This window comes from Magnetospirillum sp., from assembly GCA_027532905.1.
GTDB lineage: Bacteria > Pseudomonadota > Alphaproteobacteria > CACIAM-22H2 > CACIAM-22H2 > Tagaea.
Window position 1 is genome coordinate 1,048,774 of record JAPZUA010000002.1, and the last position, 16,851, is coordinate 1,065,624.

The following is a 16,851-nucleotide window of genomic DNA, read 5'->3' on the forward strand; positions in this document are numbered from 1 at the left end:
TGACGATGCAATTGCCCGCCGATATCGACCAGACTTTGGCCCTTCTGACGTCGCAACGTTACGTCGCAGAACGCAGCCTTGCGACGGCGCTGTTTTTGTCGCTGAAGCTCGGCCGGCCGCTGTTTTTGGAGGGCGAGCCAGGGACCGGCAAGACCGAGATCGCCAAGGTGCTGGCAGCATCCCTCGGCCGCAAGCTGATCCGCCTGCAATGCTACGAGGGGCTCGATGCGGCCAGTGCCGTCTATGAATGGAACTATCCGCGCCAGATGATGGAAATCCGCTTGGCCGAGGCCGGCAAGGGCGCCACCGCCGGGCTCGAGACGGAAATCTTCTCCGAACGCTTCTTGATCCGCCGGCCGCTGCTCGAGGCCCTTGCCCCCGATCCCGCCGGCCCGCCCGTGCTGCTGATCGACGAGCTCGACCGCGCCGACGAGCCGTTTGAGGCGTATTTGCTCGAAGTACTCAGCGACTGGCAGGTCTCGATCCCGGAACTGGGTACGATCAAGGCGCCCGCAGCACCTTTGTGCATCGTCACCTCCAACCGCACGCGCGAAGTGCACGATGCGCTGAAGCGCCGCTGCTTCTATGCCTGGGTCGATTTCCCGGATGCCGCACGCGAGCTCCAAATCGTGCGTGCCAAATGCCCAGGCGTGCCCGAAAAACTCTCGGCGCAGATCGTTGCGTTCGTGCAGAAGCTCCGGCGCGAAGAATTGTTCAAGCTGCCCGGTGTCGCCGAAACGCTGGACTGGACCAACGCGCTCGGCGTGCTCGACCGCATCGCACTCGATCCCGCCACGATCGACGACACGCTGGGTGCCTTGCTGAAGTATCAAGACGACATCGCCAAGGTGCGCGGCACGACGGCGCTCAAACTCCTCAAGGAAGTCGAGGCCGAAGCCGCCCAATGACCGAAGCCCCCGCTACCAACAATGGCGCCGCACCCGGCCTGCTGCTCGACAATATCGTGCATTTCACGCGGCTTTTGCGCGCCGCGGGCCTGCCGGTCGGGCCGGGGCGTGCGATCGAAGCCGCACGTGCTGCGGCGGTGGTCGGCGTCGAGCGCAAACGGGACCTCTACTGGGCGCTGCACGCCACTCTGGTCAATCGCCGCGAGCAGCAGCCGATCTTCGACCAGGCTTTCGGCCTGTTCTGGCGCGATCCCAAGCTGCTCGAGCGCGCCATGGGCATGCTGCTGCCGCAGGCTGCCGACGCGGACGCCGAGGATTTGCAGCCGGACCCCACATTGCGGCGCGTGGCCGAAGCCTTCCACCGCCCGCCCCCGCCGCCCGCACAAGCCGATGCCCCCGAAGACCGCACCGATTTCGATGCCGCCATGACGTGGTCGGACAACGAGCTCTTGCAGTCCAAAGATTTCGAGCAAATGTCGGCGGAGGAAATGGCAGCCGCCAAGCGCGCGATGCTGCAACTCGGTGGCGCCTTCCCCACGCGGCGCACACGGCGCACGCGCCCCAGTGCTTTGGGCCATCGGCTCGATCCGCGCGCTACCTTGCGCGCGATGCTGCGCAGCGGCGGCGACCTTGCCCAACTGCGCTTTCGCGCCCCGCGCGTCGAAACGCCGCCCTTGGTGGTGCTGCTCGACATATCGGGCTCGATGGAGCGCTATGCGCGCATGTTCCTGCATTTCGTGCATATGCTGGTCAACGACCGCGCGCGCGTGCATGTGTTTTTGTTCGGTACAAGGCTTACGAACGTCACACGCGCGTTGCGGCGCAAAGACATCGACCTCGCCTTGGCGCAAGTCGCAGGCCAGGTCGAAGACTGGTCGGGAGGTACACGCCTTGGCCATTGCTTGCGCGATTTCAACTGGCGCTGGGGACGGCGCGTGCTGGCGCGTAGCCCGACCGTGCTGCTCGTGACCGACGGGCTCGACCGCGAGGCAGGTGCAGGGCTTGCGGCCGAGGCCGAGCGGCTCGCCAAATCCTGCGGCCGCTTGATTTGGCTGAACCCGCTCTTGCGCTACGCCGGCTTTGCGCCCAAATCCCTCGGCGTGAAGGCCTTGCTGCCGCATGTCGACGAATTCCGCCCGGTCCACAATCTTGCAAGCCTTGCAGGCCTGATCGAAGCTTTGGCCCAAGCGCCGACGGCGCGTGCGCACGGCCATTTCCACTGGAAGGGAGCTGCCGCATGAGCGACGACATTCTCGAACAAGCCGCAACCTGGCGTGCGAGCGGAAATGGTGTGGCGATCGCCACCGTCGTTTCGACCTGGGGCTCCTCGCCGCGGCCCGTCGGCTCGCAGCTCGCGGTCGATGCGGGCGGCAAGTTCGTGGGCTCGGTCTCGGGCGGCTGCATCGAAGGGGCCGTCATCAAAGAAGCGCTCGATGCGATCGCCACAGGTCGGCCACGCCTGCTCGATTTCGGCGTGACGAACGAACAGGCCTGGGAAGTGGGCCTCGCCTGCGGCGGCAAGGTGCAGGTTTTCGTGGAAAGGCTCGATTGAAATGACGCCCGACATTCTTACAAAGCTCCAGGCCGCACGCGCGGCCAAGCGGCCCGTGGCCCTCGTCACGAATTTGCGCAGTGGGGCACAGAAGCTCGTGTTCGACGGCGAAAGCGAAGGCCCGCTCTGCATCGACATCGACATGATGGCAGGGGCCATCGAGATGCTCAAACGCGACGAGAGCAGCACGCTGCAGACCGGTGCGGGTGCCATCTTCGTCCACAGCTTCAACCCGCCGCCGCGCCTGCTGATCGTGGGGGCGGTGCATATCGCCGAACCGCTCGCGCGCATGGCGAGCCTTGCGGGCTACGGCACCACCCTCATCGATCCGCGCCGCGCCTTTGCGGCGTCGCAGAAATTCGACGGCTACACCGTAACGACCGAGTGGCCCGACGAAGCCATGGCGGCGCTCAAGCCCGATGCGCGCACGGCCATCGTGACGCTCACGCACGATCCCAAGATCGACGATCCCGCCCTTGAAGCCGCCCTCGCCTCGAACGCGTTTTATGTCGGCGCGCTCGGCTCGCGAAAGACGCATGCGGCCCGCCTCGAGCGGCTCGCCGCCAAGGGCTTCGACGAAGCCGCGCGCAAGCGCATTCGCGGCCCCGTGGGCCTCGCGATCGGCGCATTGTCGCCGGCCGAGATCGCGATCTCGATTGTCGCCGAGATCACCCAGGTTCGGCGCGGAGCCTGACGGCGTTGCGGTTCGGAACCTTGCCGCTCGACCGCGCCGAAGGGGCGGTCCTCGCCCATAGCCTCAAACGGCCGGGTGTCGCCTTTCGCAAAGGCCGCCGCCTGTCGGCCGACGATATCTCGGCGCTGCGCGCGGCAGGTATTTCCGAAATTGTCGCGGCCCAGTTCGACGCGAACGACGTTCTCGAAGACGCGGCCGCACACGCACTTGCGCAAGCGCTCGCGGGGCCGGGCGTTGTTGTGGCGGCTCCGTTTACGGGGCGCTGCAATCTGTTTGCGGCAGAGCCCGGTTTGGCGCGCATCGATGCCGCCGCCATCGCGGCGATCAACGCGGTCGACGAAGCGGTCACCGTCGCAACCTTGGCCGACTATGCGCCTGCACCCCAGCGCGGCATGCTCGCCACGATCAAGATCATTCCGTTTGCCGCCCCCAAAGCAGCACTGGCCGCCTGCATTGCGATCGCCGAAAAGCGACCCGTCGTGGCGTTGGCTCCCTATGGCGCGTTGCGTGCGGCACTCGTGCAGACGACCCTGCCCGGCATCAAGGACAGCGTGCTCGACGGTACGGAAGCCGCGACCGCCACGCGGATGGCATCGCTTGGCGGCACGCTTGCGCATGTGCGCCGCACAGCGCACGACGTTGCCGCACTCGCGCGCGAAATCGCCGCCGCAGCAACAGCCAAGTGCGATCCAATTCTGATTTTGGGCGCATCGGCCATCGTCGATCGGCACGACGTGATCCCGGCCGCGATCGTCGCCGCCGGCGGCCAGATCGAGCGCTTCGGCATGCCGGTCGATCCCGGCAATCTGCTGCTGCTGGGGCGCATCGGACCGGTGCGCGTGATCGGCCTGCCCGGCTGTGCGCGCTCGCCCAAGCTCAACGGGTTCGATTGGGTGCTGCAGCGTTTTGCCGCCGGGGTCGAGGTCGATGCAGCCGCGATCGCCGCAATGGGCGTGGGCGGTCTGCTCGCCGAAATTCCGCGCCCCACACCGCGCGCCGGTGCGGTCGCACCAGCCGCACCGCGCATCGCCGCACTCGTGCTGGCGGCCGGCAAGTCTTCGCGCATGGCGCCCGCCAACAAACTTTTTGTCGAGATCGACGGGCGCAGCCTGATCGACCATGCGGTCGCAGCCGCGACCGGCTCGCAAGCCGCCGCCACGATCGTGGTGCTCGGCAACGAGGCGGCCCGCGCGCGTGCAGCCCTTGCAGGACGCGCGGCAACGCTCGTCGACAATCCCGACTATGCGAGCGGCCTTGCAAGCTCGCTGCGCGCAGGGCTTGGTGCGATCCCCGCCGATTGCGACGGTGTCGTGGTGCTGCTCGCCGACATGCCGGGTGTCACGCCCGCCCATGTCGACCGGCTGATCGCCGCGTTTTCGCCGCTCGAAGGCCGGGCGATCTGCGTTGCCGCGCGCAACGGCAAGCGCGGCAATCCGGTCTTGTGGGCGCGGCGCTATCTTCCCGAAATGGCCGCCCTCGACGGCGACCAGGGTGCGCGCAGCCTCATTCGCCGCCACGAAGATGCCGTGTGCGAAGTCGACATGCCCGACGACGGGGTTCTGACCGATCTCGACACGCCTGAAGCGCTCGGTGCTTATCGCGCGGCACAGGGGAAAAGCGCATGACCGCAGCGTTGCGCAGCCAGTTCCCGATCCTCACGCCGGGCCTTGCCTATCTCGATTCCGCGGCAACGGCGCAAATGCCGCTGGCCGTGCTCGACGCGGTGCGCGCGTTCGAAACCACATCGCGAGCCAATGTGAAACGCGGCGTGCATCGCCTGGCCGAAGCCGCAACCGACGCCTATGCCGCCGCACGAAGCGACGTAGCTGCGTATCTCGGCGTGCCGCCGGCGGAGATCGTGTTCACGAGCGGCTGCACGGCCGCCCTCAATCTCGTGGCGCATTCCTTCGGCGCATTGATGAGGCCGGGCGATGCCGTGCTGCTGAGCGGCCTCGAGCACCATTCCAATCTTGTCCCGTGGCAGATGCTCGCCGCGCGCAGCGGCGTCGAGCTTCGCTTTCTCGATGTCGATGCCGAAGGCCGCATCGATCTGTCCGCGCTCGAAACAAAACTCGATGCGTGCGTAAAACTCGTGTCGCTCGCCCATGTCTCGAACGTGACCGGAGCGGTGCTCGACGTGGCCGCGGTCGTGGCGGCGGCCGCCAAAGTGGGTGCGCGCGTGCTGCTCGACGGCGCGCAACGCGCCCCGCACGGGCCGCTCGATCTCAAAGCATTGGGCGTGGATTTCTACGCGTTCGGCGGCCACAAGGTATTTGCGCCGCATGGCGTGGGGGTCCTCTGGGCGCGCGCCGAATTGCTCGACGCGATGCCGCCCTTTCTTGGCGGCGGCGAGATGATTGCGCAGGTCGAACTCGCGCACAGCACATGGGCCGCCGCCCCGGCGAAATTCGAAGCGGGTACCCCGCCCATCGGGGCTGCGATCGGGCTTGGGGCCGCGTGCCGATGGCTCGGCGCCCTGCCCTGGGCCGACATCGCAGCCGCCGAAGCGCGTCTGTGCCAGCGCCTGCTCGACGGGCTTGCGGCTACACCCGGCGTGCGCGTGCTGGGGCCGCAAAGCCTGCAAGCGCGCGCGCCCGTCGTGTCGTTCGCCCTCGAGGGCGCGCATCCGCACGATATCTGCCAGATCATGGACAGCGCGGGTGTGGCCTTGCGCGGCGGCCATCATTGCGCGCAGCCGCTGCACAAGCGCTTCGACCTTGCCGGGACGACGCGCGCGTCGCTGGCTCTCTACAGCGACGACAGCGACGTCGATGCGTTTTTCGAGGGGCTCGCGAAAGTCCGAAAGATCCTGCTGTGAGCGACGCCCTCTACCACGACGCGATTCTCGCTTTGGCCAAAGACCGGCGCCATGCCGGGCGCCTCGACGCCCCCACGCACAGCCACACCAGCGACAATCCTTTGTGCGGCGACCGCGTGACGATCGACATCGACCGTGCCGCGGACGGCAGCGTGCGCCGCATTGGCCATTTTGTGCGCGGCTGCGTGCTGTGCCAGGCGGCGGCGGCGGCCCTCGCCGCCAGCGTCGAGGGCCAGGGGCCGGCCGCCTTTGCTGCCGCCGAGGCCGCCCTGGCGCGGGTGCTGGCGGGCGAAAACACCCCTGAAAACGGCGTTTGGGCGGCGTTTTTGCCGGTCGCCCGCCACACAAGCCGCCTCGATTGCGTGCGCCTGCCGCTTGCCGCCGCCAAGCCCGTCTTCGAGGCTTGATTTACGCGAACGACCTCGCTACATAGAGCGCCTTCTGCGGGCCCAAGTTCCCTTCGTCTAGAGGCCTAGGACACCACCCTTTCACGGTGGATACAGGGGTTCGAATCCCCTAGGGAACGCCAGCGATTTCAATGACTTATATCCCCCCAAGCATATCACCATTTGCTCGTACGGAATCCATACGGAAAAGTCATTTATCGAAACGTACGTTTTGATAACAAGAATTCACGAAGCGACTCGTGCAAGACCAACCGACGGCGTCCAACTTTCACAGTCTGAATTTGGTTTGTGGATATCAGTTGATAGACACGAGTCCGCGACAAACCAGTCGTCGCAACGACTGATTTTATTGTGAGCGTCAAAGGCTTAACGTCTAACGGGAGCATAGCATATCTCCATTTCGTTCAATCGAGGGGTTTACGACCCGCTTATTGAACACTAGGCGTCTTAAAATCGGGCGCGGCGGAGACAAAAAGTATAAAAACTGATGGAAATAGTTTTACATGCTGTGGCTTGAGCCTGTGAACTCACCCGGTTGAAGATAGAGTCTGTTCCTTATTTGACCCTGTCTGGGTGGTTGTGGCAACGGGGCGAGGCGCGAAGCCCCGTGGGTAGCGCAGCGTCTCTCGCCCCGTTGCATCGCGAGGACGCTTGCCGCAGCGAAGGCTGCCGGCGTTTGGTTGTTGATCGAACTGTGCAGCCGGGCTGTGTTGTAGTCGATCCGCCAGGCTTCGATCTTCTCGATGGCATCGACGAGCGAGCCGAACAGGTACTCGTTCAAGCACTCGTCGCGCAGCTTGCTGTTGAAGCTTTCGATGAACGCGTTCTGCGTCGGCTTGCCGGGCGTGATGTAATGCCATTCGATGCTGTCTCCATCGTCCACTGCACCACGGCCCAGCTGGTCATCTCGCCGCCGTTGTCGCTGACGATCGACAGCGGCTAGCCCCGCCGCTCGATGATCTTGTCCAACTCGGCGACCAGACGCCGCCCGGTGATCGACGTATCCGGCACCGTCGCCAAGCTCTCATTCGTGAAGTCGTCGACGACCGTCAGGATACGGAACCGCCGACCTGTCGTGAGCTGGTCGGCAACGAAGTCCAGCGACCAGCGCTGGTTCGGGCCCTGTGGCAACGCCAGCGGAGCCCGAACGCCAATGGCCCGGCGTCGGCCACGACGGCGCTGAACCTGCAGCTTCTCTTCGCCGTATAGCCGCCGGAAGCGTTTGTGATTCATCCGAACGCCCTCCCGTTCGAGAAGCCAACGCAGTCGGCGATAGCCGAACCGCCGTCGCTCGGCCGCCAGCGCACGCATCCGAGCGCGCAGCTCGGCATCGTCCGGCCGCATCGACCGGTACCAGAAGCTCGTCCGATCCATCTCCAGAAGCCCGCAGGCGCGGCGCTGGCTCAGTCCGTGCGCCGACATCGTGTGCTGCACCGCCCGTCGCCGCGTCGCAGGCTTCAGAAGTATTGCTGCGCTGGCCTGCGGCTCCCGAGGCAATATCCTTCAGCGCCGCGTTGTCCAGCATCGCCTCGGCCAGCAGCTTCTTCAGCTTGCGGTTCTCCTCTTCCAGAACCTTCAACCGCCGGGCTTCAGACACCGTCATCGCCCCGTACTTGGCTTTCCAGTTGTAGAGGGTCGCCTCGCTGATCCCATGCTACCGGCACAACTCGCCGACTTTCCCGCCTGCCGCATGCAGCTTCAGAATCTCGATGATCTTCTCCTCCGTAAACCGGCTCTTCTTCATCGTCCGCTCCTCTCTTCGGGCGGACTCTACACTTCTCAGTGGGCGGGTTTCACGGGCTCAGGCCACGAGCATTGCCTATTGCGTAGCTAGACCGTCCGATCTCGATGTTATCGTGCAACTCCAGGAGCACGATCTCGACGGCCGGCCCCCCGATGCGGCAGATTACAATTCTCTAAAGCAGTTCCGAGATCATTCCTCTTCAAGCCAATCGAATGGCACCAACGCACGATCGCGCCATTCCTCGGCCAAAATGACGTTGGGCAAATCGCCCCATACATCCTCGTCGGCATGGTCGAGCACGATGACCTGCAACCGATCCCGCGCAGCCGATACCTGCTCGCCCAGAAGCGCAAAGACTTTTCGCACCGCGACTACATCTTCATCACGCCAAGTCACAGGGTCCGCGCTGGTATCTCCGGCAGTCCGCCGCGGAAAATAGACCTGACTGGGTTGATCATAGATCAGGAGACCCGGCACGGGATGATGCGGAAGGTCAAGGAAGAAGACTTGGAGGGCTAGCGTCAGAGCGACGTGATAGGCCAGCCAGTTGGCGCCGCTGCCGATTTCCCAGAGGTAGTCGTCGCGCGTACCCCTGATGACCTTGACTGTGAGATCGGGGATCATGAGCCGTACCGGCGCATCGGGCCACTCCGCATCTAGGCGGGGTATCAGGCGTCCGGTCGTCGCCTCGATACTGTCGACTGCATTGCGCAACTTTCTTGCAATTTCGGTCTCAGAAACCTTGCGCTGTAGCTCGGCGATCTGTGCCTTGAGAGCGTCAATTTCCTGCCGCAGGTCGGCGGATTGGTCGGTGCGGTCGTATAGCTCGAGCGCCTGTTCCAGACGGCCAAGGAAGCGCTCCATACGGTTAAACCGGTCGATCGCCTGCTTGGCTGCCTTCGAATCCCGCTCGAGCACGCCGATCTCTCGACGTATCTCGTTGAGCCGGACGAGCTGCGTTTCTGCCGCCGCGCGGAGACGAAGCACTTCGCGGTCCAGCGTGTCGGACACGCTCGGATGGGTCCGAAGCCGAACCTCAATCGAGGCGAGTGCGTTCGTGAGCTGGTCGATCTTCTGCTTGCCGCCGTTCGATATGAGCGCGACCGGCTCGCTCGCTTCAGCTTCCGTGGAAAGCTTTTGCAACCAGTCGGACAGCGCGAGGCGGTCGCGCTGAATACGGAGCGAGCTGCCGTAGATGTCGCTGCTTTCCAACAGGCGGCGCAGCTCGCTAAGACGCTGGCGATGCCGCGTCAGCTCGGTGGCAACCACGGTCTCTTCGGCTCGAAGCGCCTGGAGCCGATCGAGCGCGGTGTCGATACCGGCAAGGGTGGGATGCGCGACATCCCCGTTTGCTTCGACGACTCTGCGGAGCAGATCGACGATTTCCGGCCAGTCCGTCGGGATAATCTGGTTGGCTGGCAACAATCCGAATTCGATCGCCCGCCGGAGCCAGGATTGCGCCTCCATCCGCCATACATTGGCGGCTGTCACCATAGCCTTTAGATCGTTCTCCCGTCGACGTAAAATACGCGACAGCCGGTCCAACTCATACCGGGCCTGCAGGATGTCCGCCGTCACCGCCTGTAGGATGTAGGGGAAGATTGTCTTGAGCTTCTCGCGGTGCTCGGTCGTATCAGCCTTGAAAAACATGACGTCGGGGTTGGCGACGATGTTTTGTGGCTGAAAGGTAAAGGCCATGAGATCGCGGAAGCTCGGCCGAGACTTGAAGTTCGAATCCACCTCTGGCTCGAAATCGAGGTTGGTGAGACCCGCGAGCCGGTTGAGCATCGCCTTGACAACCTGCGTGGTAGTCCCTTTGTCCTCGATGTGTGCCGGGATTTCGACCTCGGCCCCCTCGATCATCACCATGTCGCTGGTGCTTTGCTTGTCGCCGGGTTCGCGCCGGGCCAGCAGCTTCTGCCCCTCGACCGTGTCGATGAGCACGCCGAACCAGCTACAATTCTCTCGGATAACACCGACCGGTATGGCGCATTTATCGGACGCCAAGCAGTAATCGATAATGGGGATCACGGCGGACTTGCCGGTCTTCGACGCACCGCTAATAACGTTCACGACGCCCGGGTGGAACTCGACAATGCGTGGCTCGCCGTCATGCCGGGGCCAAAGGATGAGTTTGCGTATCTGAAAATACATTAGAAATCCACCCTCAGCGTCGAGGCCACCTGCGCCAGACCGAGCCTGGAGAACCAGTGGCCGAGCTTATCGGCTGCCGCCGCAAATCGCTTCAGTCGTTCGGGCAATCTCGGTTTGGCGGCGTTGAGAAGATCGAGCGGATATCCGCGGAGCTGGGCTGTGCAGTAATCGATCCGAACGAGCTTCGATGTCGCGGCCACGCCGATCGACTGAAGGCTGAGCGGCCGCAGTTGGATCGCGCGCCCATGAATGCCCATCAGGATTTCCCGCTCCTTTTCGAACTTCACCGCGAACAGCGGCAGGCCTGACGACTTTCGCGTTGATGCCACTTCATCGAACGTCTGCCGATGCAGAAGCATCGGCAGCACCAGGAACGCCATTGGGATCTCTGCCGCTTGGGCACCGTCTTCCTGATAGCCCAGCGTGAACTGCCAGATCAGATAAGCGCCGATCGCAGGATTCTGCACGATATCGAGTTCGGTGAGCCCTAAGGTAGATAAGGCCGTCATTCGCCATCCCCTTCCAGCAGCGTCAGATAATCGCCGTGCCAGCCAAGGCGACGACGATCGGCTAGGTCATTGAAGCTGCCGTGAACGAAATGACTGGGAACCGCCCGCCCTTCGAGGGGGGCGACATGCTGAGCACACTGACGGTAAATCAGCCGGCCCTGGATCGCCGCCACCTTCTCCCCGTGCAGATCGGCGACGTCGCCTTTAGCCATGCCGTACTTCTTAAGTAGATCTTCGTCCCAACCGTCCAGGCTGCCGGAAAATATCTCGCCACGCTCGGCCCAATCGGCCTTGTCTGCCGAGGCGCGAAGATAGTCGCTGACGGCGCGAAGCCGGTCCTCTTCGGTCGCCTCGATGAGTTCGAGCTGCCGCACGAACACCGGCCGGGCTGCGGCGATGCCGACGATCAGCTTGTCATCGGGCGACTCGCTGAGCGATACCAGCAGGCCAGGCAGGTTGTTTTGGCGTATGAAGGCATGGAAATCGCGGCGGAAGGCCTCCGCATCGAGGATGGGCTTTTCGCCCCGCTGGATTAGTCGATCTATCGCCTGTTTCGCTTGGCCGATGCCGGAGCGGACGATGATGTCGATATGGGCCTCGGCAATCGTCGGTCGAAGACGATCCCTGATGCTTTCCAGTGGATCGTCCGCCTCCGCCTTCAGTTCGAAATTCCGGAAGAGACCATGGCGATGGTCCTTGGGCGCATCGAGCAACGCCAACACCTTGGCCGCGCTAGCTGGCGGAGTCTTCTTCTTATCGAGCTTCGCCTTGATGACGGCGAGTGTGGCATCAACCTCTTCGTCGGACGCGGCCGCAGACAACGCCTCCGCGAAGGTGCCTTTCTTCGCGGGCGTCACGTACAGCCGAAAAGTGGTGGATGCCGCCTCGCACTGCCCGGCATCAAGCATGACCCGCCAGTTATCGAAGGCCTTCCAAAGGTCTTCGTCCCAGTCCGAAATGGGATTTTGCTTCAAGGCGCTCTTCGTCTGCTCAAGACAAACACTGCCATCGGCGTAATGGACTGAGACATCGTCTTGCAGCTCAAGTGCAACCTTGGCACCTTTGGGCGCGGTCAGCAGGTGATAGAACGCCCGTACGGGCTGAAGCGCAAAGCCGAGATATTGCCCTGGAGCACTATGCTTCGTTGGTTTTATCTCGACGTTCAAATGTGCCCCCCTTCAATCTTAATTACGCCCTCGCTCGGTCGGATATGTAGATGGTTAAGCTATAGCACGCTCCGCACAAGTGAGTTTTCAGATTCCGCACCCTGATCCCGGTTGAGTAAGTCAGCTTCAGTGTGAAGCCGTATCGCCGGTCGCGTCCATGAGCTTGTTAAGGGATAGCAGAGGATCTCCGATCCACAACGCTGTCGTGAGCTCTACCCATCCTCCAACTAAACTGCGGGAGGCTCCTCGCCCCCCCTTGAATGTCAGAAAAAGATACCTTATCCTAAAGTCGCATGAAAGAGATAGCCGCCTCTGTTTCAGACCTGTTCATAAAGCGCGTCCGCGCCAGCGTCTTCACGCCCAGCGATTTCCTCACGGTTGCCGCTCGCCCGTCTGTCGATCAGGCCCTATCCCGGCTGGTGAAAGGCAAACAGCTCCGCCGGCTTGCGCGTGGACTCTACGACTTCCCCAAACTGCACCTGAAGCTCGGGGCAGTGTCCCCTCCGCCGTCAACATCGCCACCTCCAATCCGGTGACGAAACAATGACGGGTGGGTCAGTTCCAACATGCTCCCTGGGTCAGTTTGAACGTGCTCGTGACATCCGTATTTCTCGGGCACGTCGCGCCAAGGGGCACCCGTGCATGTCCGCCAGAGAATGCCATTGATGGTGGGCCGATTATCCGATGCTGGGCGGTTCTTGCGGCCACGCTCGGGCGGCAAGAGATCCTTCAATATACGCCATTCAGATTCGCTCAGATCACCCCGGCCCAAGAACGCTTCCTCTACAAAGAGGATTCTTGAACCAAGGTTCGATTCAGGCATCAAGAACTTTGTAAACAGCGCCTAGTGCGTCTCGAATCTTAAATCTTCAGCGCACCTTATACTGATCGATGAAGTATAAGTGCCGAAATCATGGAAGGCCGCGACTGCGTATCGAGGAAAACTTGACGCGATCGGCCACTAATAACGGGAGGCCAGCTAAAATGTTTATTGAGCGGCTCAGGCTGACAAATTTCCGCTGCTTCGGACCTGAAGCGACAAGCGTCGACCTCACCTCCGACCTCACCACGTTTGTCGGCGTCAACGGTGCGGGGAAGACGGCCCTGATGCAGGCCCTGCAACGCCTCTTCGGCGTGACCGGCGATCAGCGACGCCTACGGCGCCAAGATTTCCACGTCCCTGCCGCCGAGCTTGCCGCCCCGCTTCAGCGAAACTTCGTCCTGGAGGCGATCATCGCCTTTCCCGAACTGGACGCCGACGGCACCGGCGGCGCGGCAATTCCGGAATTCTTCCACCAGATGGCCACTGACGAGGCGGGCAAGCTGAAATGCCGCCTGCGTCTCGAAGCGACATGGACCGATGACGGTTCGCTCGATGGTGCGATTGAACAGAAATACTGGGCGGTCAGGACTTTCGGGGCGTTCACCGACGCTGATTGTACCGAGTTGAAGGCTGCCGACCGGGCGCGGATCCAAATGATCTACGTGCCAGCGACGCGGGACGGCGCCTCCCAGGTGACGGCCTTTCTGCGCGGCAGGCTGTGGCGCGCCATCAACTGGTCGCAAGGAGTCCGCGACACGTTCACAAATGCCAGCGCCGCCTTGAACGGCGCTTTCGCCGGGGAGCCGGCCGTCGATGTGATCGCCGCAGCGGTTACACGGCGGTGGCAGGAAGTTTACAAAGCCGGGACCGACACGACGCCAGTGTTTCGTCCGCTCGATCTGCGTTTTGAGCATTTCATCCGGAAGGTCGAGGTGGTCTTCCGCCCCGACGAACTCGGCCGGGAGCGAGCCCTCGATGACCTGAGTGACGGCCAGAGGTCGCTCTTTCATTTGGCGATGACTGCGGCGACACTGGATGTCGAAGCCGGGATCGTCGCCGATCCTGCTGGGGCCGGCTTCCACGCTGGCGGCGTACCGTTACCGGCGCTTACACTCATCGCGATCGAAGAGCCTGAGAACAATCTCGCTCCCTTCTATCTCTCCCGCATCGTCCGGCAGATACAGGACCTGACGAAGTCGCCGCAGGCGCAAGCCGTTGTCTCTAGCCATTCCCCAAGCATCCTCGCCCGGGTGGATCCGACGCAGGTCCGTCACTTCCGACTTAATCCGCACGATCGAACGGCCCGCATCCGTCCGATCAATCTCCCCGTCGGCGAGGAAGAGGCGTCGAAATTCATTCGCGAGGCCGTGCGGACCTATCCCGAACTCTATTTCGCGCGCTTCGTCGTGCTGGGAGAAGGTGCGTCCGAGGAGGTCGTTCTTCCCCGTCTCGGCGAGGCGATGGGGCTCGACATCGATCGATCCTTTGTCGCGGTCGTTCCGCTGGGCGGTCGGCATGTAAACCACCTCTGGCGACTACTGACCGATCTCGACATTCCCTACGCCACCCTGCTGGATCTCGACTGGGGACGTTCTGGGGGTGGATGGGGACGTATCAAAACGGCCTGCACGCAACTACTCGCTAACAACGTCACGCCACAAGCCATCTTCGGACAGCACCTTAACCCCCAAGGGCCAGCCGCCAATCTGGCGGCTTTCGATGCTCTGCCGATAGAGGACACTGCAAATATCACAACCTGGATTAACTGGCTGCGCGAGTTCAATGTCTTCTTCTGCACGCCCCTCGACCTCGACTATTCGATGCTGAAGGCCCTCCCGCTCGCCTATCAGATCGTCGAACCCGGACGCCAAGGGCCCTCGCCGACGGGGGAGCCGCGCACGGCTGTTCTCGGCGACGGCGGCCTGCCTCACCTGTACGCTGCGGACCAGGACGGTTTGATGCGCTGGTATAGGTATCTGTTCTTGGGCCGCGGCAAGCCTAGCACCCACGTTCGGGTGTTGAGTGCACAAGACCCGGCTGTCATTGCAGCCGCCGCTCCCGAGGAACTGCGGGCACTCATGACTTCAATTGTCGCTCGTCTCACCCCGCCGCCTCCCGAGGGTGCCTGAACATGCGCCTTATTCGGCCAGAGGACTGGCGCCCGAGCGGCATTAACGATCTCGAACCGGCGGCGTGGAACGCCCTGCGCCACGCCGGCTCAGCGTGTGTGGTCGCAGGCCCCGGCGCCGGCAAGACCGAGTTTCTGGCCCAACGCGCCGACTATTTGCTTGAGACGGACCTCTGCCGAGCGCCGCACCGCGTGCTGGCGATTTCATTCAAAACAGATGCAGCCAACAATCTCGCGTCGCGCGTCCGCCAGCGATGTCCGCCAGAGTACGCCAACCGGTTCGTTTCGGTCACTTTCGACGCCTTCACCAAGAGCCTGGTCGATCGCTTTCTCAACGCCATCCCCGCTGACTGGCGCCCGACCCGGCCCTACGAAATTGCCTTCCCAAAGCGCAAGGCAGTAGAACGCTTCCTGACGCTCGCCCGCCTCAGCGCGCCGTCGGAATGGCAGGCTGAAATCGCCGGCTACAGTGCGAGCGACTTTGAAGCCAAGATTGTCGGCAGCTACCGCCTGCCGATGGGGCCTATCGCGCCCCAAAACGCCGGCGAGTTCACCATCGCCCGCTGGTGGGCGACGCAACTTCCTCCAGGACAGCCTTCTTTACTCACCTTCGTCGGCATCAACCGGCTCGCGGAGCTGCTACTCCGGGTCAATCCCCACATCCGCCGGGCGCTCGTCGCAACCTATCCCTTCGTGTTCGTCGACGAATTTCAGGACACGACCTACGCGCAATACGACTTCCTGCATTCTGCGTTCTCTGGCGGGCAAACCATCATCACCGGCGTAGGCGACGACAAGCAGCGGATCATGGTCTTCGCCGGCGCGCGTCAGGACGCCTTTCAGCGGCTGCAGGCCGATTTCGGCGGAGAAAGGTTCCCCCTCCTCTTTAACTTCCGTTCCTCACCGGACCTAGTCGCGATTCAGTACATCGTCGCGCGCGCTCTCGATCCGAACACCGTCGCCACGGTCGCTCAGACCGTCCGACAGGTTGATGGCGACGTGGCTCAGGTTTGGTCCAGCCAGACCAAGGCGGCGGAAGCCGCCCACTTGGCGCAATGGATCGCCAACGACATGGCCACCCGCGCCCGCGCGCCGCGCGACTACGCGCTCCTCGTGAAACAGAAGTCCGACGATTATGAGCACGAGCTCGCTGGAGCCTTCGCCGCTCAGGGTTTGCGGATCCGCAACGAGAGCCATACCCTTGGCAAAACCTCGCTTCAGGATTTGCTTTCCGACGACTTAAGCCGGCTCGCGATTGCGATCTTCCGCCTGGGCGCGACACGCCGCGCGCCGGCCGCATGGCAGCTGGTTTCGTCATCTGTCCTGTCGCTGCGCGCTACCGGACCTGAAGATGATGCGCGCGCGGCCAAGGTCGAGGCAGAACTAAGCGCATTTCTCACGGCCTTGCGCACAGACATGGCGGCCACCGCCCCGTCGAGGCAAAGCGCTGCCGATTTCGTCAGACGGGTTTTCGAATATCTGGATCTTGGAGCGATCGCCCGAACCTATGCCGAATATGGCGTTGGCGACCTGCTTCAGATCATCCTCGAAGCTTTTTGCATCCACTTCTTCGCTTCGGCCGATGGTGCCCCGAACTGGACGGCCTGCCTAGATGCGTTCGAGGGTGTTAATCAAATTCCGATGATGACCGTCCACAAGAGCAAGGGCCTCGAATACGACACCATCATCTTCGTCGGCCTCGACGACCGTGCTTGGTGGGCCCACACCCCCGGCGATCCCGAAGGCGTTGCCGCATTTTTCGTCGCCCTTTCGCGGGCGAAACAGCGCGCGATCTTTGCCTTCTGCCAACAACGCGGCCAGCGAAACAACGTGGCTGAACTCTATCAGCTGCTCACCGAAGCCGGGGTGCCGGAGATCGAAATATAAGAGTGTAGGGGCAATTCAGGCGCGCCGCGCCACTATAGGGCCAACCTAACTGTCGCCAGCG

At 62.9% G+C, this 16,851-nt stretch carries 12 protein-coding genes, 1 tRNA gene and 1 pseudogene; 10 read left to right on the top strand and 4 right to left on the bottom strand.

What is annotated here, in order from left to right; all coding sequences use genetic code 11:
• Positions 1-5: 5 nt before the first annotated feature.
• From O9320_13005 to O9320_13040, 8 genes are all read left to right on the top strand, one after another.
• Entirely contained in the window at positions 6-908 is a 903-nt protein-coding gene (locus O9320_13005) for a MoxR family ATPase (protein MCZ8311765.1), read from the top strand.
• Positions 905-2,149 (top strand): VWA domain-containing protein, encoded by a 1,245-nt coding sequence (locus tag O9320_13010; GenBank protein ID MCZ8311766.1) that lies wholly within the window; start codon positions 905-907, stop codon positions 2,147-2,149. The genes O9320_13005 and O9320_13010 overlap by 4 nt, the downstream gene beginning before the upstream one ends.
• A complete protein-coding gene (locus O9320_13015) occupies positions 2,146-2,460 on the top strand; it encodes an XdhC family protein (GenBank protein ID MCZ8311767.1) in 315 nt (104 codons plus the stop codon). The genes O9320_13010 and O9320_13015 overlap by 4 nt, the downstream gene beginning before the upstream one ends.
• Position 2,461: 1 nt before the next feature.
• Complete coding sequence (locus O9320_13020) at positions 2,462-3,154, top strand: XdhC family protein (protein ID MCZ8311768.1); 693 nt, start codon at positions 2,462-2,464, stop codon at positions 3,152-3,154.
• 5 nt (positions 3,155-3,159) lie between these two features.
• Positions 3,160-4,779, top strand: a complete 1,620-nt coding sequence (locus tag O9320_13025) for a molybdopterin-binding/glycosyltransferase family 2 protein (protein MCZ8311769.1) — start codon at positions 3,160-3,162, stop codon at positions 4,777-4,779.
• On the top strand, positions 4,776-5,972 hold the full coding sequence (locus tag O9320_13030; GenBank protein MCZ8311770.1) for a SufS family cysteine desulfurase: 1,197 nt from the start codon (positions 4,776-4,778) through the stop codon (positions 5,970-5,972). Before O9320_13025 ends, O9320_13030 begins: the two co-directional genes overlap by 4 nt.
• Positions 5,969-6,379 (top strand): iron-sulfur cluster assembly scaffold protein, encoded by a 411-nt coding sequence (locus tag O9320_13035; protein ID MCZ8311771.1) that lies wholly within the window; start codon positions 5,969-5,971, stop codon positions 6,377-6,379. The genes O9320_13030 and O9320_13035 overlap by 4 nt, the downstream gene beginning before the upstream one ends.
• A gap of 46 nt (positions 6,380-6,425) precedes the next feature.
• Positions 6,426-6,501, top strand: a tRNA-Glu gene (locus tag O9320_13040).
• 377 nt (positions 6,502-6,878) lie between these two features.
• Here the strand turns inward: O9320_13040 and O9320_13045 are convergent.
• The 4 genes and pseudogenes from O9320_13045 to O9320_13060 form a co-directional block, all read right to left on the bottom strand.
• Positions 6,879-8,123, bottom strand: a pseudogene (locus O9320_13045) (IS3 family transposase).
• Positions 8,124-8,312: 189 nt separating this feature from the next.
• On the bottom strand, positions 8,313-10,277 hold the full coding sequence (locus O9320_13050; protein MCZ8311772.1) for a DUF3732 domain-containing protein: 1,965 nt from the start codon (positions 10,275-10,277) through the stop codon (positions 8,313-8,315).
• Positions 10,277-10,786 carry a DUF6521 family protein gene (locus O9320_13055; protein MCZ8311773.1) on the bottom strand — a complete coding sequence of 170 codons (510 nt, stop codon included), beginning with the start codon at positions 10,784-10,786 and terminating at the stop codon, positions 10,277-10,279. The genes O9320_13050 and O9320_13055 overlap by 1 nt, the downstream gene beginning before the upstream one ends.
• Entirely contained in the window at positions 10,783-11,952 is a 1,170-nt protein-coding gene (locus O9320_13060) for a hypothetical protein (GenBank protein MCZ8311774.1), read from the bottom strand. The genes O9320_13055 and O9320_13060 overlap by 4 nt, the downstream gene beginning before the upstream one ends.
• 945 nt (positions 11,953-12,897) lie before the next feature.
• Here O9320_13060 and O9320_13065 point away from each other — a divergent pair.
• Together O9320_13065 and O9320_13070 are read left to right on the top strand one after the other, a co-directional pair.
• Positions 12,898-14,904, top strand: coding sequence for an AAA family ATPase (locus tag O9320_13065; protein ID MCZ8311775.1), 2,007 nt, complete (start codon positions 12,898-12,900; stop codon positions 14,902-14,904).
• A gap of 2 nt (positions 14,905-14,906) precedes the next feature.
• A complete protein-coding gene (locus O9320_13070; GenBank protein ID MCZ8311776.1) occupies positions 14,907-16,790 on the top strand; it encodes an ATP-dependent helicase in 1,884 nt (627 codons plus the stop codon).
• Positions 16,791-16,851 lie beyond the last annotated feature (61 nt).

Coding starts and splice junctions, on each gene's coding strand:
- O9320_13005 (MCZ8311765.1), top strand. CDS start 6: ATGCAATTGCCCGCCGATATCGACCAGACTTTGGCCCTTCTGACGTCG.
- O9320_13010 (MCZ8311766.1), top strand. CDS start 905: ATGACCGAAGCCCCCGCTACCAACAATGGCGCCGCACCCGGCCTGCTG.
- O9320_13015 (MCZ8311767.1), top strand. CDS start 2,146: ATGAGCGACGACATTCTCGAACAAGCCGCAACCTGGCGTGCGAGCGGA.
- O9320_13020 (MCZ8311768.1), top strand. CDS start 2,462: ATGACGCCCGACATTCTTACAAAGCTCCAGGCCGCACGCGCGGCCAAG.
- O9320_13030 (MCZ8311770.1), top strand. CDS start 4,776: ATGACCGCAGCGTTGCGCAGCCAGTTCCCGATCCTCACGCCGGGCCTT.
- O9320_13050 (MCZ8311772.1), bottom strand. CDS start 10,277: ATGTATTTTCAGATACGCAAACTCATCCTTTGGCCCCGGCATGACGGC.
- O9320_13055 (MCZ8311773.1), bottom strand. CDS start 10,786: ATGACGGCCTTATCTACCTTAGGGCTCACCGAACTCGATATCGTGCAG.
- O9320_13070 (MCZ8311776.1), top strand. CDS start 14,907: ATGCGCCTTATTCGGCCAGAGGACTGGCGCCCGAGCGGCATTAACGAT.